This is a genomic window from Gemmatimonadaceae bacterium, from assembly GCA_036273715.1.
Classification (GTDB): Bacteria; Gemmatimonadota; Gemmatimonadetes; order Gemmatimonadales; family Gemmatimonadaceae; genus JADGGM01.
The window spans coordinates 78,064-97,531 of sequence record DASUHB010000028.1 but is presented as its reverse complement, the minus strand read 5'-3'; the positions used below and the strand labels follow the sequence as shown (position 1 = coordinate 97,531).

Annotated in this window: 14 protein-coding genes; 10 read left to right on the top strand and 4 right to left on the bottom strand. The window is 69.1% G+C overall.

Annotated features, from left to right (window positions below):
• Positions 1-11: 11 nt before the first annotated feature.
• The 7 genes from VFW04_04960 (at position 12) to VFW04_04930 (ending at position 8,857) form a co-directional block, all read left to right on the top strand.
• Positions 12-1,574: a response regulator gene (locus tag VFW04_04960; GenBank protein HEX5178653.1), complete on the top strand. Its 1,563-nt coding sequence runs from the start codon at positions 12-14 to the stop codon at positions 1,572-1,574.
• Positions 1,575-1,578: 4 nt separating this feature from the next.
• Positions 1,579-3,408, top strand: coding sequence for an ABC transporter transmembrane domain-containing protein (locus tag VFW04_04955; GenBank protein HEX5178652.1), 1,830 nt, complete (start codon positions 1,579-1,581; stop codon positions 3,406-3,408).
• Between the two features lies 1 nt (position 3,409).
• Entirely contained in the window at positions 3,410-4,504 is a 1,095-nt protein-coding gene (locus tag VFW04_04950; GenBank protein HEX5178651.1) for a glycosyltransferase, read from the top strand.
• Entirely contained in the window at positions 4,501-5,445 is a 945-nt protein-coding gene (locus tag VFW04_04945) for a lysophospholipid acyltransferase family protein (protein ID HEX5178650.1), read from the top strand. Before VFW04_04950 ends, VFW04_04945 begins: the two co-directional genes overlap by 4 nt.
• A gap of 90 nt (positions 5,446-5,535) precedes the next feature.
• Positions 5,536-6,411, top strand: coding sequence for an ABC transporter permease (locus VFW04_04940; protein ID HEX5178649.1), 876 nt, complete (start codon positions 5,536-5,538; stop codon positions 6,409-6,411).
• Complete coding sequence (locus VFW04_04935; GenBank protein HEX5178648.1) at positions 6,408-7,568, top strand: aminotransferase class V-fold PLP-dependent enzyme; 1,161 nt, start codon at positions 6,408-6,410, stop codon at positions 7,566-7,568. Before VFW04_04940 ends, VFW04_04935 begins: the two co-directional genes overlap by 4 nt.
• Complete coding sequence (locus VFW04_04930; GenBank protein HEX5178647.1) at positions 7,568-8,857, top strand: hypothetical protein; 1,290 nt, start codon at positions 7,568-7,570, stop codon at positions 8,855-8,857. The genes VFW04_04935 and VFW04_04930 overlap by 1 nt, the downstream gene beginning before the upstream one ends.
• A gap of 6 nt (positions 8,858-8,863) precedes the next feature.
• On the opposite strand, the gene tyrS is transcribed toward VFW04_04930, so the two are convergent.
• From tyrS to VFW04_04915, 3 genes are all read right to left on the bottom strand, one after another.
• A complete protein-coding gene (gene tyrS, locus VFW04_04925; GenBank protein HEX5178646.1) occupies positions 8,864-10,150 on the bottom strand; it encodes a tyrosine--tRNA ligase in 1,287 nt (428 codons plus the stop codon).
• A 75-nt stretch (positions 10,151-10,225) separates the two neighbouring features.
• Positions 10,226-12,925, bottom strand: a complete 2,700-nt coding sequence (locus VFW04_04920) for an ABC transporter permease (GenBank protein ID HEX5178645.1) — start codon at positions 12,923-12,925, stop codon at positions 10,226-10,228.
• Positions 12,926-12,940: 15 nt separating this feature from the next.
• On the bottom strand, positions 12,941-13,273 hold the full coding sequence (locus VFW04_04915) for a PadR family transcriptional regulator (GenBank protein ID HEX5178644.1): 333 nt from the start codon (positions 13,271-13,273) through the stop codon (positions 12,941-12,943).
• Positions 13,274-13,635: 362 nt separating this feature from the next.
• Here VFW04_04915 and VFW04_04910 point away from each other — a divergent pair, with 362 nt between their 5' ends.
• The 3 genes from VFW04_04910 to VFW04_04900 are packed head-to-tail and all read left to right on the top strand — an operon-like array spanning position 13,636 to position 17,883.
• Positions 13,636-15,750, top strand: a complete 2,115-nt coding sequence (locus VFW04_04910) for a PBP1A family penicillin-binding protein (protein HEX5178643.1) — start codon at positions 13,636-13,638, stop codon at positions 15,748-15,750.
• Positions 15,751-15,785: 35 nt separating this feature from the next.
• A complete protein-coding gene (locus VFW04_04905) occupies positions 15,786-16,505 on the top strand; it encodes a hypothetical protein (GenBank protein ID HEX5178642.1) in 720 nt (239 codons plus the stop codon).
• Positions 16,506-16,557: 52 nt separating this feature from the next.
• Complete coding sequence (locus tag VFW04_04900; GenBank protein HEX5178641.1) at positions 16,558-17,883, top strand: amidohydrolase family protein; 1,326 nt, start codon at positions 16,558-16,560, stop codon at positions 17,881-17,883.
• Positions 17,884-17,886: 3 nt separating this feature from the next.
• On the opposite strand, the gene VFW04_04895 is transcribed toward VFW04_04900, so the two are convergent.
• Positions 17,887-19,305 (bottom strand): carboxypeptidase regulatory-like domain-containing protein, encoded by a 1,419-nt coding sequence (locus VFW04_04895; protein ID HEX5178640.1) that lies wholly within the window; start codon positions 19,303-19,305, stop codon positions 17,887-17,889.
• Between the last annotated feature and the right edge of the window lie 163 nt (positions 19,306-19,468).

Here is a 19,468-nt window from a genome sequence, read left to right as displayed (position 1 = left end):
ATTGCGCCAGCATGGCGCAACCCCCCAAGTCGGTGTTGTGGATCGACGACGAGGCAGATCTTCTCGAGTCTCATCGCATCTTCCTGCGTGAGAAGGGGTTCGAGGTGGACGCCGCGTCCAACGCCGACGACGCGGTCGAAATGCTGCGCCGGCGCCAGTACGGCATCGTGCTGTTGGACGAGCAGATGCCGGGCAAACGCGGCCTCGACGCCTACCGCGAAATTCGCGAGCTCGACCCGTTCCTGCCCATCGTGATGGTCACCAAGAGCGAGGAAGACGCGACGCTGCGTGAAGCAATCGGCGTCGACGTGCGCGACTACCTCGTCAAGCCGATCAATCCGCGGCAGGTGTTGAGCGTCATCACGCGCGTCCTCGAGGGGCCGCGCATCCGCCAGCAGGCCATTGCGCGATCGTTCGTCGAGCGGTTCCGCGCCATGGAGATGGAGCGCCAGCGCGACTTGCAATGGCGAGACTGGGTGGCGCGCTACGCCGAAATGGTGGAGTGGGACATCGAGCTGGCGCAGGCGCGCGAACAGAGTCTCTACGACTCGCTGCAAGCGCTGTATCCCGATTTGCGCCGCGAATTTGCCGCGTACTTTCGCGACGCGTACCCCAAGTGGTTGCGCGATCTCGAAGGCGACCGTCCGCCGCTCTCGATCGACATCGTGGGCGAGTTTCTGCTGCCGATCCTCGAGCGCTCCCGGGCCACGTTGTTCGTGGTCATCGACTGCTTGCGGCTGGATCAGTGGCGGGTGCTGCAGCCGCTGCTCGCACCGTATTTCGACGTCGAGACGACGCACTATTTCTCGATCGTGCCGACGGCGACGCCGTACTCGCGCAACGCGCTCTTCAGCGGACTGTTTCCAGGCGAGATCGCGGCGCGGTTTCCCGATTGGTGGGGCGAGCGCGAGGACGAATCGCTGAATGCGCACGAGCGCGAGCTGCTCGAGGCGCACCTGGACGAGCTCAAGACCCGCGTGCCGGTTCGCTACGACAAGATTTCCACGTCGGGCGACTCGGCGGAGCTCGAGCGGCGCCTAACGAGCGCGATCGCGTCCGAAGGAGTGAGCGCGTTCGTGTTCAATTTCGTGGATCTGTTGACGCATGGGCGCAGCGAGTCGGCGATCCTGTACGAGGTGGCCAAGGACGAGATCGCGCTGCGCCAGATCACGCGCCAGTGGTTCGAGCGATCGACGCTGTTCGGTCTGCTCAAGGAAGCGGCGCGGCGCGGGATTCCGGCGCTCGTGACGAGCGACCACGGTTCCATCCATTGTCAGACGCCGGCCACGGTATTCGCGAAGCGCGACGCGACCGCCAACCTGCGCTACAAATTCGGCGAAGACCTCCGCGCGGAGCGTGCCGAGCACGCGCTGTTGTTCTCGAACTTCGACGACCTGCGGCTGCCGCGGCGCGGACTGGGCGGCAACACGCTGTTGGCCGTGGGCGACACGTTCTTCGTCTATCCAACCAAGCTGCGCGAGTATCAGACGCGCTACCGCGGATCGTTCCTGCACGGCGGGGTGACGCCGGAGGAAGTGATCCTGCCGGTGGCGCTGCTCACGCCGCGCCGTTAGGCCCGTGCACCTGTATCGCCGGCTGTTCACGTTCCTGCGGCCGCACGTGTGGCGCATGGCCGGGAACATCGTCGCCAACTTCATCGGCGCGGCGCTCGACGGCTACTCGTTCGCGCTCCTCATTCCGTTCCTCGACGAGCTGTTCAAGCAGCCGCCCATCCCGTTAGGCAAAGGATGGGTCAACACGTTCCTGCACGCCACGATCGGCCGCCTGCTCGACCCGGCGCAGCCCATGCAGTCGCTGCGCAACGTGATCCTCGTCCTGCTGGCGACGGTCGCGCTCAAGAATCTCTTCATCTGGATCGCCGGCACGCTCGGCGCGGAGCTCCAGGAGTACGTGACCCGCGATCTGCGCGACGCGGTGTACCGCCACCTGCAGCGGCTGCCGATCGGCTACTTCACCACCACCAAGACGGGCCAGATCCTGTCGCGCGTCCTTGCCGACACCGAGCAGACGCGCACGCTGGTCACGCAGATCGTCACGCAGGCGCTGTCGGCATCCGCGCTGGTCATCATCTACGTGGCGTATCTCTTCGGCATCTCGTGGCAGTTGACGCTCATCGCGCTCATCGTCGCGCCGCTGCTGACGCTCGGACTCCAGCCGCTCCTGCGCCGGCTGCGCCGCGGCTATCGCCGCCTGCGCAACGACCACGGCGAGATGATGAGCGTGTTGCAGGAGAGCGTGAGCGGCATCCGGTTGGTCAAAGCTTTCGGCGCCGAGCCGTACGAGGAGCAGCGGTTCATCGGCGCCAGCCACACGTATTCATCCGGTCTCGTGCGCATGGCCCGCGTGGCGCTCATCGCGCAGCCGATCACCGAGACGTTAGGCGCGGGGATCACCGTTCTGCTGCTCTGGATCGGCGCCCGATACGTGCTCGTTGACCAGTCGCTGCAGGCGTCGCAGTTCCTGGTCTTTCTCACGTTCGTGATGCGCTTGCTGCAGCCGCTCAAGCAATTGTCGCAGATCCCGGCGGTGGCGCAGAACGCGTTCGCGGCATCGGAACGATTGTTCGACGTCATCGACCGCCCAACGGAAAAAGCGCTCGACCGCGGCACGCGGGTGGTGCGAGACTTCCGCGACGCGCTGGCCTTCGAGGAAGTGACCTTCGCGTACGAGGCCGGGCAGCGCCCGGTGCTGTCCGACATCACGTTCACGGCCACCAAGGGAGACGTGCTGGCGATCGTCGGCGCGAGCGGCGCCGGCAAAACGACGCTCGTCGATCTCATCCCCCGGTTCTACGAGCCGACCGCGGGCCGCATCGTGCTCGACGGCGTCGACACGCGCGCGATCACGCTCGACTCGCTGCGCGCGCTCACCGGAATCGTGAGCCAGGAGACGGTGATCTTCAACGACACGGTGCGCAGCAACATCGCCTACGGCCGATCGGGCCAGTACACCGATGCGCAGATCGAGGCGGCGGCGCGGGCGGCGAATGCACACGAGTTCATCGCCGAGCTCCCGCGGGGCTACGACACGCCGTTAGGCGAGCGCGGCACCCGGCTGTCGGGCGGCCAGCGCCAGCGCATCGCGATCGCCCGTGCGCTGCTCGTCGACCCGCCCATCCTCATCCTCGATGAGGCGACGTCGGCGCTCGACACCGAGTCCGAGCGTCTGGTGCAGGAGGCCATCGATCGGCTCCTCGCGGGACGCACCGTGTTCGTGATCGCGCACCGGTTGTCCACCATCCAGCACGCGACCGAGATCCTGGTGCTCGACGACGGTTGCATCGTCGAACGCGGAACGCACCACGAGTTGCTCGCGCGGCGCGGCGCCTACTGGCGGTTGTACTGTCTGCAGTTCGGCGAGCGCGGCGAGGAGCTGCTGCAGGACTAACGTGCGCATCCTGTTCTATCTGTCGGCGCCGGCGTGGACCGGAAGCGCCCGCGCCGCGGCGGCGCTCGCGCGCGGGTTGAGCGAGCGCGGCCACGCCGTGACCGTCGCCTGTCCGCCCGAAAGCGCCGTGGAGCAGCGGCTCGAGTTCGGGTCGTACGAAGTGCTGCCCGCGGCCGTCGATGTCCCGCTGCTCACTGCCGTTCGGCGGCTGCGCCAGGCGTTGCAGGAGCGGTTCATCCAGGTGGTGTGCGTACAGACCGATCAGGAGCAAACGGTGGCGGCGGGCGCCGCGCGGATGGCGGCGCGCGCGGCGGTGCTGCGCCGGGCGGCGGCGGGCGAGCCGCTCCGGATGTCGGTGCGCGCGCGGCTGGCGCTGCGCGCCGCCGCCACGGGGATCGTGTACGCGGCCGACGAGGATGCCCAGCGCGCGCCGCCGACGCCGCACGCCCGTCTGGCGCCGGCGGTCGTTCCGTTAGGCGTCCGCCCGCACCTCTACGAAAACATCCGACCGGCTGCGCCCGCGTCGCTCGGCCTCGCGGACGGACAGCACCGGCTGCTCGTGTGCCGCTACGACGAGCGCTCGCGCGCCCGCGCCGGCCACGTGCTGCGCGTGATCGCGCTCCTCGGCCCCCGGCATCCCGAGCTGCGCCTGGTGATGCTCGGCGCCGGCGCGCCCACCGATGACCTGCGCATGCACGCCGCTGCGCTCCGCGTCTCGCGCAGCGTGATCTTCCTCGATGAGCGCCACGACGACCTCGGCATCCTGGCGCTCGCCGATCTCGGCTGGGTCGTCGCCGGCGGCGATGACGGAGCGTTTGCGGCGCTCGATCTGCTCGCGTCGCGCGTCCCGGTGATCGCCGAGCGCGACACGGTGGCGGCGCTGTACGTGCCGGACGGTATCACCGGCATCGTGCTGCCGGCGAGCGACGCGCACGATGCCGCTGCGTCCATCGCGCGGCTCCTGGCGCACGAGGACCAGCGGGCCGCGATGGGCGGCGCCGGCCGGGTGCGCGTGGCGCGCGACTACACCGAGACGCTCATGGTCGACGCGTTCGAGCGCGCCGCGCTCGCCGCCAGCGACCGGAGCTCGTGGTGACCGCGCCGCCCAAGCCGCGCGCGCCGTCGCTCGCCCACCGCGTCGAATACGGCGCGCTCCGCTCCTTCATCGGCGCGTTGGGCGTGCTGGGCCGCGACCGCGCCCTCCGCGCCGGCGCATCGCTCGCGTCGCTCGGCTGGCGTCCGTTAGGCATCAGGAGCCGGGTGGTCGAGGGGCAGATTGCCGCCGCGTTCCCGGCGCTCGACCGGGCCGCCGTGCGCGACATCGCCGCGCGGGCGTACCGCCACCTGGGCACGGTGGCGGTCGAAACGGCGCTCCTCTCGCGCATGGGCGGCCAGGACGTGCTGGATCTCTTCGAGCGGGTCGACAACTGGGAGCTCGTCGAGCGCAAGCTTGCGTTGGGCAAGGGCCTCATCGCCGCCTCGGGCCACCTCGGCAACTGGGAGCTCTGCGCCGCGTACGTCGCCGCGCGCGGCATCCACGTCGATGCGGTGATCCGGCGCATGGGGAATCCGCTCTTCGATGCGTACGTGAGCCGCGTCCGCTCCCGGCTCGGCCTAACGGTAGTGCGCGATCGCGAATCGGTGCGGCGCACCCCCCGCACCCTGCGCGACAACGGCATGGTCGGCATCCTCGTCGATCAGGCCGGACTCAACATCGCGTCCACGTACGTCGACTTCTTCGGGCGCCCGGCCAAGACGCCGCGCGGCGCCGCGGTGTTCGCCCTGCGCTTCGATGCGCCGCTCGTGTTCGGGACGGCGCTGCGCCAGCCCAACGGCCGGTATCACCTGCTGATCGAGGACATCCCGGTCAGCCAGACCGGGCACCTCGAGCAGGATGTGGATGCGGCGGTTGCCGCGTACACGGCCGTGCTCGAGCGGCACATCCGTCTCGCGCCCGAGCAGTACTTCTGGCATCACCGGCGCTGGAAGCAGCAGCCGCCGGATACGCCGGCGGCGCTCCGAGATCCGGTGGGTTAGGAGCGCGGCGCGATGGCATCGACAGAATCCCGAGCGACGCCGTTCTTCGGTATGGCATAGTACGCGGCCCACGACGTAGGTTACGACACCGTGCTCCTTCTGTTGTGGCGCCGGCTGCGTGCGGATCCGCGCGCCATGCTCGGCCTGGTCACCGTGATCGTGCTGGTGCTGCTCGCGGCGCTGGCGCCGTTGGTCGCGCGGTACGATCCCACGGCCATCGACCTCGCCGGCCAGCTCCAGCGCCCTTCGTTCGCGCACTGGATGGGCACCGACTTTCAAGGTCGCGACGTGTGGGCGCGCATCGTCTTCGGTGCGCGGATCTCGCTCACCGTCGGCATCGTGTCCCAGGCGATCGCGCTCACGCTGGGCGTCACGCTCGGTTTGGTGAGCGGCTTCTACGGCCGCTGGGTCGACGAGGCGATCATGCGCCTCGCGGACATCACCCTGGCGTTCCCGACGCTGCTCCTGCTCATCGCGATGGCGGCGGCGCTCGAGCCGTCGCTGACGACGGTCTTCGTCACCATTGGCGTCGTGGGTTGGGCGGGCATGGCGCGCATCGTGCGCGGCCAGGTGCTGGTGACGCGGCAGCTCGAGTTCGTCCACGCGGCGCGTGCGTTAGGCGCGACCGACCGGCGCATCATCGTGCAGCACCTGCTGCCCAACTGCATCGCGCCGGTGATCATCGCCGGTACGTTGGGCATCGCCGGCGCGATCATGGCCGAAGCCGCGCTCTCGTTCCTCGGGTTGGGCGTGCAGCCGCCGACGCCGAGCTGGGGCTCGATGATCGCCGACGCGCGCGACCTGCTGCAGCTCCGCACCGCGCCGTGGACATCGGTGTTCCCCGGTCTCGCCATCGGCGCGGCCGTCCTCGGCTTCAACCTGGTGGGTGACGCGCTGCGCGACGCCCTCGACCCTCGATTCCTCGCCGCACGCGAGCGCGTGCCGGCCAAGGCCCAACTGGTATGACCTTCGATGTCGCGCGCCTCCGTGCGCAGGAATTCCCGTGGACCGAACGCGGGTCCACCATCTATCTCAACAATGCCTCCACCGGACCGCTGCCCGATCGCACCGTGCGCGCGATGGCCGCGTTCAACGCCCTCCGCGCCGAACCCTACCGCCTGACGGACAAGGACGAGTTCGATACCGTCGCCCACACCCGCGCGCTCGTGGCGAAACTCATCAATGCGTCGCCGTCGGAAATCGCCTGCATGGTGAACACGTCGTACGGAATCAACGTCGCGGCGCGCGCGCTGCCGCTCGAAGCGGGCGACATCGTCGTCGGCTTCGATCGCGAGTTTCCCGCGAACGTCTATCCGTGGATGGCGCTCGAGCGTCGCGGCATCCGCACCATGCGCCTCGCCACCGATGCCAACGGCGTGCCCGATGAGCGCGCGCTCATCGCGGCGCTCGACCACCCGCACGTCAAAGTCGTGGCGGCGTCGTGGGTGCAGTTCTCGACGGGCTTCCGCACCGATCTCGCAACCATCGGACGCCTCTGCCGCGAGCGCGGCATCTGGTTCGTGGTGGACGCGATTCAAGGGTTAGGCGCGGCCACGCTGGACGTGACCGCGTGTCACATCGACCTGCTGGCGTGCGGTGGACAGAAGTGGCTGCTGTCGCCGTGGGGATCCGGATTCCTCTATGTGCGCGACGAGCTGGCGCGCACGCTCGAACCGGGCGACGTGGGCTGGCTCGCGATGCGCGCGTCGTTGGATTTCGCGCACCTCGTGGACTACGAATTCGGCTACCTCGACGATGCGCGCCGTTTCGAGGTGATCACGCTGCCGTTCCAGGATTTCGCCGGCTTCAACGCGAGCCTCGAGCTGCTGCACGAGCTCGGGCCCGCGGACGTCGAGCGCACGGTGAATGTGCTCGTCGATGCCGCCATCGAATGGGCGGACGGGCGCAACGATGTGCGCCTGGTGACGCCCGCCGATCGCGCGCACCGCGCCGGCATCATCGCGCTCGCGCCGGCCGACCTCGTCGCCGCAACGGAGCGCCTCACGCGCGCGCACGTGACGCACGCGGTCCGCGAGGGCTGCATTCGCCTCTCACCGCACTGCTACAACACACGCCAGGAAGTGCTGCACGCGCTGTCGGTGATGGTGGGAGAGGACGACTGATGCGGGCGGCCCTGGTCCTCGCGGCGCTTGCGTTAGGCGCATCGGCCGCGCCGGCACAGCGCGATTCCACGTGGCGGGATCACGACCGCGCTGCGCACAAAGCGTACACCACCGGCGACTTCGCGACCTTCCGCGCCCAGTTGCTCGCGATGCGGCGCGAAATCGGCCCGCTGCCGGCGATCGACTATGATCTGGCCGTGGCCGAGGCGCGCCTCGGCAACGGCGAGCGCGCGCTCGAGTGGCTGCAGACCTTCGCCGACATGGGCCTGTTTCAGGATGCGGAACGCGACGCCGACCTGGCGTCGGTTCGATCGCTGCCCGGATATCCGCGGGTGATGCGGCGCGTCACGGCCAACCTCGAGCCGGTGACGCGCGGCGCCGTCGCCTTCACCCTCGCCGACGCCGACCTCGTCGCCGAAGACATCGCGTACGATTCCGTTAGGCACCGGTTTCTCGTGTCGAGCGTGCACCGGCGCAAGATCATCGCCGTCGACAGCGCCGGCCGCGCATCGGATTTCACCCGCGCCGGCAGCGATTCGACGTGGGGAATCTTCGCCGTGCACGTCGATGCGGCACGCCAGCTCCTGTGGGCCACGACCGCGGCGACGCCCGCCGCACAGGGATACGCCCGCGCCGACTCCGGCCGCTCGGCGCTGCTGGCGTACGACCTGGCGACGGGTGTGCTCCGCGCGCGGCTCGATCCGCCCGACCCGCGCCGGGCCCATGTGTTAGGCGACATCACCGTCGGCGCCGACGGCACCGTGTATATCTCCGACGCCGCCTCGGGCGCCGTGTATGTGGCGACCCCGGGCGCGCGCGCTCTGGCGGTGCTCGTCCCGCCCGGCACCTTCACGTCGCCCCAGACGCCGGCGCTCTCGGCCGACGAGAAGCGATTGTTCGTGGCCGACTACGCGCGCGGCGTCGCGGTGATCGACCTCTCGTCGCGCGGCGTGAGCTGGCTCGGACATCCCGGAAACGTGGCGCTCGCCGGCACGGACGGATTGTATCGCGTGGGCAACACGCTCCTCGCGGTGCAAAACGGCACCACGCCGAACCGTGTCGTGCGCGCCCTCCTGGACACGGCGATGACTCGCGTGCTGGATGCGCAGGTGCTCGAGCGCGCCAAGCCGGCGGTCAGCGACCCGACGCACGGCGTGATCGTCGGCGACACCTTCTACTTCATCGCACGGAGCGGGTGGGATCGCGTGCACGAAGACGGCACGATCACACCCGCGGGCGCGGACGACGCGCCGCAGATCCGGCGCCTGACGCTGCTCGCGTATCCGTGACCGCCGTCAATCTTCCATGCGAAGCAGCGCGTAGTTTCGCGCGCCTTTCTTGAGCAGCACGTAGGACCCGTGCAGGCACTGCGCCGGCACCACAGGTGCGTCGCCCGATGCGCGCACGCCGTTCACGCTGACGCCGCCCTGCTGGATGGTCCGCCGGGCGTCGCTCTTGGACGACGCGAGCCCCGCCGCCACCAGCGCGTCCTGCAGGCCTAACGAACGGCCGTCCGCGGACGCGTCGGCGCGCGTCCACCTCGCGCGCGCAAACGGAATTTCCGCCGCGAGTGCATCCAGCGCCTGCGGCGACAGCCTGGTGGGATCGCCGCCGCCGAACAGCAGCGCCGACACCTCGCCCGCCGTCCGGAGCGCCTCGGCCCCGTGCACGCGCGACGTCATGTCCTCGGCCAGCGTCCGTTGGGCGGCACGGCGCTCGGGGTGCTCCCGCGTTTCGTGCTCGAGCGCTTCGATGCTCGCGCGATCGAGCAGCGTGAAAAAGCGGAGCCAGGGCGACACGTCGCGGTCATCGGCGTTGATCCAGAACTGATAGAACTTGTAGGGCGATGTCATCGCCGGATCGAGATACACCGCGCCCGCTTCGGTCTTGCCGAACTTGGTACCCGCCGCCGTCGTGACTAACGGAAGCGTCAACGCGTGCGATTCGTGGCCGGTGACGCGGCGGATGAGCTCGATGCCGGCGGTGATGTTGCCCCACTGGTCGCTGCCGCCGATCTGCAGCGTCGCCCCGTGCCGCTGATGCAGTTGGAGATAGTCGTACGCCTGCAGGAGCATGTAGCTGAATTCGGTGAACGAGATGCCTCCCTCGAGGCGCGCCTTTACCGACTCCTTGGCCAGCATGTAGTTCACGGTGAAGTGCTTGCCGACGTCGCGCAGCATCTCCACCGCGCCTAACGGAAGCAGCCAGTCGGCGTTGTCGCCCATGATCGCGGCCGTCGCGCCCGAAAAGTCGAGGAACCGCGCCAGCTGCGCCCCGATCGCGCGGCTGTTCACCTCGATCGTCTCGCGCGTCTGCAGCTGCCGCTCCGTGCTCTTGCCGCTCGGATCGCCGATCATCCCCGTCCCGCCGCCCACGAGCGCGATCGGCATGTTCCCGGTCCGCTGCAGATGCACGAGCCCCATCACCGGCACGAGACTCCCGACATGCAAGCTCGGCGCGGTCGGATCGAATCCGCAGTAGGCGACGAGGCCGCCGGCCGACAGCGCGGCCTCGAGTCCCTCGGTGTGCTGGTACAACAGGCCGCGCCACGAGAGCTCGGCGAGCAGGGCAGTGGTGGTCATGCGGCAAAGGTACGCACCCGACGCCCGGGTGTCATGGGCGCCGGGCCATCGCTGCGCTCCGCGGTCCGGCGGTGTCTACGATTCGGCGCGCAACGCCTGCATCGGGTCGGCGCGCGTGGCGCGCAACGCGGGCGCGAGACTCGCCGCCAATGCCGTGAGCATCACGATCAGGATGACGCCGACGAACGTGACCGGGTCGGTCGTGCTCACCCCGAACACCATCGAGCGCAGGAGGCGGGATCCCGCGTACGCCGCGCCCATGCCTAACGCTACGCCGAGGGCGGCCAGCCCGACACCCGTGCCGGCGACCAGGCGTATCACATTCCAGCGGTTCGCCCCCAGCGCCATTCGGACGCCCAACTCCGGCATGCGCTCCGTCACCGTGTAACTCAATACGCCGTACACGCCGATCACGGCGAGTAGAATGGCCACGGCACCGAACGCCGCCAACAGCACGGCATCGAATCGCGGCTTGGCGATGCTCGACCGGACGCTCAACGCGAGTGGTTCGACGCCGAACAGAGCGACTTGCGGATCGAGCGCGCGCACCTCCGCTCGAATGTCCGGCGCCAGCGCCATGGCATCGCCGCGCGAGGCGCGCACGAGAATCGTCGCCTGCTGCAGCGGCGCCTGCGCGATCGGCGCGTACACGGCCGGATCGCTCGGCGCGTCGACGCCGCGGAACTTCTCGTCGCCGATGATGCCGACAATGCGACGGGCAGCGCCCCAGAAGGCGATCGATTGGCCGATCGGATCGGTCGTCGCGAAATACCGGCGCGCCGCCGCCCGGTTGATCACGATTACGTTAGGCGAGTGCGCATCGTCGCTTTCCGCGATGGCGCGGCCGCCGAGCAGCGGCACGCCCAGCGTCTCGAGGTACCCGGGCGACACGAAGCGCGTTCGAATCTCGGGAAAGTGCGCCGACTCGGCCTCGCGCCCAACGATCGTGAACGAGTTGGTGAAGCCCGGATCGAGCGGCGGATTGGCGGCCAGCGCGGCTGCCGCGACACCCGGAATCGCCCGAACGGCCGAGAGCATCCGCGCATGAAATGCGTTGATCGCGGGAATGTCGGGAAAGCGCTTGAAGTCGATCGGATAGCGCGTCGATGGCAATTGATATTGGGCCTCGAGCACACGCGTCGTGTCGAACCCCGGGTCGACGCGTGAGAGGCGCCACAAACTGCGGAGGAGAAGTCCGGCGCCGGCCACGAGCATGACGGTGAGGGCGACTTCGGCGACGATCACGCATGCCTGGAATCGGCGCGCGGAGCGGCCAAGCGATATCAGCCGCCCGCCGTGCGACTTGAGCGCGTGATGAAGATCGAGCCGTCGCATTTGGAGCGCCGGTAGCGCCGCGAAGAGGATGCCGATCACGAGTGTCGTGCCCGCGGTATACGCCGCGACACGGCCGTCGATCGACGCGGTGTCCACCCGCGGCACATCGCTCGGCGCGAGCGATACCAGCCCGTGAAGAGCGGCGAACGCGAGCACCACGCCGGCCACGCCGCCGAGAACGACGTAGACCAACGACTCGACGAGAAATTGTCGGGCGATTCGAGCCCGTGCGGCGCCCAGCGCCATGCGCACCGCAACTTCTCGCGTGCGCGCCGCCGTGCGGGCAAGCAGCAGGTTCGCGACGTTCGCACACGTCACCAGGAGGAGCAGCGTCACGGCGCCGAAGAGCAGCAGGAGCGCCGGACGCACAGCGCCGAACACGACGCTGCCATAGGACTCGATGTTCACGCCGCGGTGCGCGTTCACCGGATATTCGCGCTCGAGCGCCGCCGCGATCGTCGACAGCTCGCGCTGGGCCGCCGCGGGGGTGGCGCCCGGCGCAAGCCGGCCTACCGTTAGGAACGGGTGCGTCTCGCGCGGAAACGAGTCCACGCTCGGCTGGAGCGCCAGCCAGACATCCACGTGGGCGCTGCTGAACGTCTCGGCGTAGTCCGCGCGCTCGTGGATCTGACGTACGCCGAGGTCGGCTGCCTCGGGCAGGATCCCCGCAACGAGCGCCGGCCGTTCGTCCACCAGAATCGTGTGCCCGACGATCGCGGGATCGGCGGAAAACCGGGTACGCCAGAACTGCTCGCCTAACAAAACGACATTCTGGCCGCCGGGTCGACCCTCGTCGGCGGCGAACGGCCGGCCGGCGATCACGTGCACGCCGAGCACCGCCAGGACGCTCGGCGTGATCGCGAGGCCGGTCACGCGTTCGGGCTCGCTCGCGCCACGTCGCGCGAGCGTGACGTCGCGTCCGGTCATTGCCCCGATGGCCTGCAGCGTCCGACTCCGTTCGGCGAAGTCGACGACATCGGGCCACGATGCGGGCTCGTGCCGCGTGCCGCTCTTGCGATCCGTTTCCCAGATCATCACCAGCCGATCGGGGCGGGGGAACGGCGATGGTCTGAGCAGGACGGCGTTGACGATGCCGAAGATGGCGGTGTTCGCGCCAACGCCGATGCCTAACGTAAACACCAGGGCGGCCGAAAATCCCGGCCGGGACAGCACCAGCCGCCACGCGTGGGCGAGATCGGCGCGCGCGTCGTCGAGCCAGCGCGGCCGGTCAGCGTCGCGCGTCTCCTCGCGGAAGCGCTCGATGCCGCCGAAGGTGAGCAGGGCTCGTCGCCGCGCTTCGTCGGGGGCGAGACCGCGTGCGCGGCCGGCCTCGGTTTCCATCGCCACGTGGAAACGCAGCTCATCGTCCAGATCGCGCTCGGCTGCCTCGCGCTTCCACAGCGACCGGAAGCGAACGAGCAGTCCGCGAAAGCGGTCCATGGTGCCTCCAGTCGCTCAGTCGACGGCGAGCACGAGCTCGATGGCCGCGGAGAAGCGGCGCCACGTCGCGACCTCCGCGTGCAGCTGCTTGCGCCCGGTGGCCGTTAGGCGGTAGAACTTGGCGCGGCGGTTGTTGTCGCTCGCGCCCCACGACGCGGCAATCCAGCCGCGGTGTTCGAGGCGGTGCAGGGCCGGATAGAGCGAGCCCTGGTTCACCTGCAGCACGTCGCGCGAGATCTGTTGGATGCGCTGCGCAACGCCCCAGCCGTGCATGGGCTCGACCGACAGCGCTTTGAGGATGAGCAGATCCAGCGTTCCTTGCAGGACATCGGCGTTGGCGTGCGACACGTCGGCTTCCCCCCCCTAGACGTTCGACAAGGGCAGCATACCGGCTCTCTTGTAGGATGTCAAGGGGAAGCGCGCGGCCGCCTGCCGCCGGGCCCGCGGCGCGAACCGCCGCTCGGCGGCGGGTAAAGGTGCAGGTTGGTTGTCAGTGCTCTGTCCGTTGTGTCCTGCCTGTCCGCGTCTTCATGAACGTAGATGCAAGCCATGAGGGAACGGCGCCCCAAACTGAACCGGTACACAGCGGCGCGCTGCGTTGCCCGCTTGGCGGCCGACGGTTAGGTTGCCGTTCTCACCCTCATCATTCGCATTGTCTCATTCTGCTTCCGGCGTGAGTCGCGTTTTCGCGCTCGCTCGTCCCCGTCCCGATGGCTGCCCGCAAGCCGGCTGGGCGTAAGCCGGCGCGTCTGCGGCGGCAGCTGCTGCTCGTCGCCACGTTCGCGGCGACCTTCCTCGCCGGCTTTGCATACGCGTCGTGGACGCTCGTGTGCCGCGGCAGCGCGTGCCCCGACCCGCGCCAGCTCGACGCGTTCACGCCGCACCAGACGTCGAAGCTGTACGCCGATGACGGCCGCTTCATCGCCGAGCTCGGACTCGAGCGCCGCACGCTCGTCCCGTTAGCCGAGATTCCCAAAACCGTACAGGAAGCGTTCGTCATCACCGAAGACAAACGCTTCTACGAGCACCATGGCATCGACTGGATCCGCGTGTTCGGTGCCGCCGTGCACAACGTCGGCGCCGGCGCCTATGCGCAAGGCTTCTCCACGCTGACGATGCAGCTCGCGCGGAATATTTTCACCGAAAAGATCAGCCGCGAGAAAACGCTCACGCGCAAGATCAAAGAAGCCAAAGTCGCGCGCGAAATCGAGCGACTGTATCCGAAGAGCAAGATCCTCGAGCTGTATCTCAATCAGATTTATCTGGGCAACGGCGCCTACGGCGTCGAGACCGCGTCGCAGCGGTACTTCGGCAAATCCGTGCGCGACCTCAACCTTGCCGAAGCCGCCACGCTCGCGGGTCTGCCCAAGGCGCCGGAGCGGTACAATCCGCGCCGCTTTCCCGAACGCGCCATCCAGCGGCGCAACACGATCATCGAGCTCATGCACCGCGCCGGCGTCGTGAGCGCGGAAGATGCCCAACTGGCGCGCGCCTACCCGTTGCGCCTCGCCCGCAAGGAAGAGGCAGGCGAGCTTGCGCCGTATTTCGTCGAATGGGTGCGGCGCCAACTCGAGGATCAGTTCGGTGAGAAGGTCTACACCGACGGGCTCAAGGTCTACACCACCCTCGACGTCGATCTCCAGTCGGCGGCCGAGCGCAATCTCGAGAAGCAGTTGCGCGCGATCGAAGCCGGCAAGTACGGCGCGTTCAAGCACACCACGTTCGAGCAGTATGCCGCGCGGTCGTCGGCCAATCAGAGCGATGCGCCCAACTCGCCCTACCTTCAGGGCGCCTTCGTCGCGGTCGATCCGCGCACCGGCGCGGTGCGCGCACTGGTGGGCGGGCGCGACTTCGACGACTCCAAGTTCGATCGCGCCACCCAGGCGCTCAGACAACCCGGGTCCACGTTCAAGCCCGTGGTGTACGCGACCGCGATCCACAACGGCCTGCCGCCCAGCTATCTGCTCGACGACTCGCCGCTCGTCGTGCCGGAGCCCAACGGAACCGAGTGGACGCCGCAGAACTACGACCTCAAGTTCGAAGGCATCATGCCCATGCGGCGCGCGCTGTACCGCTCGCGCAACCTGGCCACGATTCGGTTAGGCATGCAGTTGGGCGAGCAGAACGTGATCGCGATGGCCAGACAGCTGGGCCTCACCACGCCGATTCCGCCGTATCCATCCATCCACATCGGCTCGGCCGACGTGTACCCGCTGGAGATGATCAGCGCGTACACGACGTTCGCGACGCTGGGCGTGCGCGCCACGCCGTTCGGCATCACGCGCGTCGAAGACGCCAACGGCCACGTGATCTTCCAGGCCAATCCGCAGCGCTACGTCGTGCTGTCGCCTGAAGAAGCGTGGCTCATGGTCGACATGATGAAGGACGTGGTGCGCCGCGGAACGGCCGCTTCGATCTGGGCCTCGGGCTTTCACATCCCGGCGGGCGGCAAAACGGGAACAACGAACGATTACTCCGATGTCTGGTTCATCGGCTTCACGCCGGACCTCGTGGCCGGCGTCTGGATGGGATTCGATCGCCCGCAACGCATCATGTCGGACGCGCAGGGCGGCCGGCTGGCGGCACCGGCGTGGTTAGGCTTCATGAACGAGGTCTACGCGCGGCGCCCCGAGCCGGCCGACTGGGCGCGGCCCGAGGACATCATCTCCCGCGACATCGACTGGACCACCGGCTTGTTGCGCAATCCGTTCTGCCCCGACAGCGACGTCACCACCGAGTACTTCATCCCCGGCACCGAGCCGACGCGCGAGTGCGACGTGCACTCGCCGATCACGGCGCAGCCCACCCCGATGTCGCACCCGTGACCTGGCAGCCGCTCGACTGTCACGCCCACACAACGATGTCCGACGGCGCGCTCGATGCCGCCGAGCTCGTCGCCGCCGTCCGCGCCCGCGGCGTGAGGCCGAGCGTCGCCGACCACATTTCGCGCGACGTGAAGGGGGCGATCGCGAGCGTCGACGCGGCCCGCGCGTACCTGGACACGCTGGATGACTATCCCGTTGGGCGCGGCGGCGAGTTCTGCTGGCACGACACGCTGTGGCGCGAGATTCCGCCCGACCTCGCCGCGCGCTTCACACACCACATCGGGTCGTTGCACGCGGTGGTCGTGCCCGGCCTCGAGCGGCCGCTCAACATGTTCTCCCGCCGGTTCCCCGAAGGTCTCGAGCCCCAAGCGTACATGGACGCGCACCTCGCATCGCTCGAGCAGTTCGCGCGCGAGATGCCGGTGGACATCCTGGCGCACCCCACGCTCGTGCCGCTCTCGCTGCGCGACCATCCGATCGAGGAACTGTGGACCGAACCGCGCGAGGAACGGGCCGTGGAGGCGCTCTACCACGCCGGGATCGCGTTCGAGGTCTCATCGCGATACCGGCCGCACGTGCGCTTCGTGCGACGCGCGTTCGAGCGCGGCGTGCGCCTGTCGCTCGGCTCCGACGGACACCGGCCCGACCAGGTGGGCGACATCTCGTTCTCGCTCGCGCTCACGCGGTCGATCGGCGCGCCCGATGATGCGCTCTACGATCCGGCGGTGCACGGCTCGCGTCCATGGCGCGTCTAGCGATGGCGGCACCACCGGTTCGGCGGCGCCGGCCGTTGCCTAACGCAATCCGGTGAAGCGCTACCACGCGCGGTGGGTGGTGCCGATCACGGCGCCGTCCATCCACGACGGCACGGTCGCCGTCGACGGGGCGCGCATTGCGTACGTCGGGCCGCGCGGATCGGCGCCGCCGGGCGGCGACGTCGACCTCGAAGACGCGGTCCTGCTGCCGGGGCTCGTCAACGCCCACACGCACCTCGAGCTCACGGCGTTCCGTGGCCTCATGCCCGACGTCCCGTTCCGCGACTGGATCGTGCGGCTGCAGTCCGCGAAAGTCTCGGTGATGACGCCGGAACGCTACCTCGACTCGGCGCGGTTAGGCATCGCGGAAGGGCTGCGGGCGGGCGTCACCACGTACGCCGATACGTGCGACTCGGGCGCCGCGCTCCCGGCGATGTGCGAGATGGGCGTGCGCGGCATCGTGTACCAGGAAGTGTTCTCGCCGTCGCCGGATGCGTCGCGCGTCGCCGGCGCCATCGCCGCGCTGCGCCTGCGCCTAACGGATCTCGAGCCCCGGCAGACGCTCCTCGTGCGGCTCGGCATCTCGCCCCACGCGCCGTACACGGTGAGCGATCCGCTGTTCATCGCGGCCGCCGGCGCCGGCTACCCGCTGGCCGTGCACATCGCCGAAAGCGACGCGGAAACGCGCCTCGTGCGCGACGGCGACGGACCGTTCGCCGATGGCCTGCGCCGCCGCGGCATCACCATCGCGCCGCGCGCGCGATCCCCCATCGCGCTCCTCGAATCGCTCGGCGTGCTGCGCGCGCGCCCGCTGCTCATCCACGCCGTGCACATCGACGACGCCGACATTGCCGCCATCGCCGCGGCGCACGCCGCCGTGGCGCACTGCCCGGTGTCCAACGCCAAGCTCGGCCACGGCATCGCACCGCTCGAGCGATTGCTGGCCGCCGGCGTCGCGGTCGGACTCGGCTCCGACTCGATGGCCGCCAACGACCGGATGGATCTGCTCGAGGAAGCCCGCGCCGCCGCGCTCGCCCAACGCGTGCGCACGGGCCGCCCCGAGGCGCTCCCGCCGCACGACGCGCTGGCGCTGGCCACGTTAGGCGGTGCGCGCGCGCTCGGACTCGACGACCGCGTGGGATCGCTGGAGCCCGGCAAGGATGCCGATCTCGCCGCGTTCCCGCTGCCGGCCGGCTTCGGCGATGCCAACCCCGAGGCCGCGGCGGTGTTTGCGCTAGGAGGCACGCCGGCCCGGCTGGTCACCGTCGCCGGCGTGCTGCACGCGGTGGACGGCCGCGTGCTCAGCGGCGACCGCGAGGTGCCCCATCGCGTACGCGATACCGCGTCGCGCCTCGCCGCGCACCTGGCGGACGGTTAGGCGTTAGGAGCCGGCGCGCTTCGTCCAGATCACCACGACGCCGCACGCCGACGACGCCGATGCGTACGCGGGCGGCACGTTCGCGGCCCCGTCGTACACCTCTACCGCCGCGATCTCGCCCGGCTTGAAGTAGGCATCCGGGCTGTTCTCCATCTGGAACGGGACGCCGTCCACGTAATACTCGATCGGACAGATGCCCGCGTGCATCAAGTCGGAGAAGCGCGAGCGCGTCATCTGCACCAGCGGCGGCCCGCCCGAGTCCGGATACACCAGCTGCACGCCGCGCGCCCGCCGCAAAATGTCGGTGATCTGCGTCGGATGCAGCGAGTCGATGGCGGCGCTGTTGAAGAACGTCGCGCCGGGATACTGCCGCGCCTTCTGCTGCAACGCGTACGCGTCATGCCGCCGCGCCTGCACGCGAACCGTGTCCAGCACTGTCGTCGCAACACGCAGCGCGAACGACCGCGTCGTCGTTCGATTCGGATGCAGCACGACGATGACTCGACTCGGCAGGAAGCCGATGCGCTGGACCTGCACGTCCCAGCTGCCGGCCGGAAGCGACGGCAGCCGAAAATGACCTTGCTCGTCCGCTCGGGCCGCGCCCGGAACGCCGGCCAGCTCGAGCTGGGCGCCGGCGAGCGGATGACCAGCGGTGTCAGTCACGACTCCATCCAGCGATGCCGTGCGCGCCGTCTCGTCGGGTGCCACGGGGTCCGCACCCGGTGCAACGGACACGTCCTGCCTAACGAGCCGTCGGGCCGGGATGGTCACCGACAGCATGCCGCTCGCGCGCCGGCCGGCAACCGCCCGCATTGTCACGACGGCGTCCCCCGGAATTCCGCATACCGCGTATGACCCGTCCGCTGTCGCCGTGACAGGCACCACGTGATTCGTCTGGACGACGCCTTTTTTCTCTACGACGAGGTCCGACCACGACAGCGTCAGCGTCGCGGACGCGACCGGCACCCCGGTGTCTGCATCGTGCACGCTGCCGATGAGAATGCTCTGTCCGCCCGCGGCCTTGCTCGCCGGACACATCGCGTCGAGCAGCGTCGACACGGAGGGGACGAAGAGCACGACCGTATCGACGACGCCGGCGCGCACCGCCACCGACTGCGGGTTAGGCGTGACGCCGATGGCGTCGAGATCCCGGGATTCGAAGGCGACGCGATACGAACCCGCCGGCACCGACTCGAAGACGAAGTGTCCGTCGGCATTCGTCGTCGCCGACAACGACGTCCCGACGAGAAACACCGATGCGTCGCCCAATGGCTCGTCATCGAGGCTGTCGAACACGACCCCTGTGATTTCGCCGGCCGACGCCGGCGCTTGCTGCGCAACGGCGCGCCTGCCGGCCGCCGCGATTGCGACGCCCGCCAGGAGAAGGATCCATTGCGACCAGCGTTCCGGCCCCGTGCTCATTGTGGTGCCTCGCACCCTGTCAGAGCTCAATCCCGTGCGCACGCTGCGGGTGCAAGATCTCGCGTGGGCGGCGGCCGAGCTGCGCGCGTTCATACCATCGGACGCGCCGGCTATTCCCCGGCCACGGGCCAGCGCGTTATCATAGAGTATTATTGACTTTCCC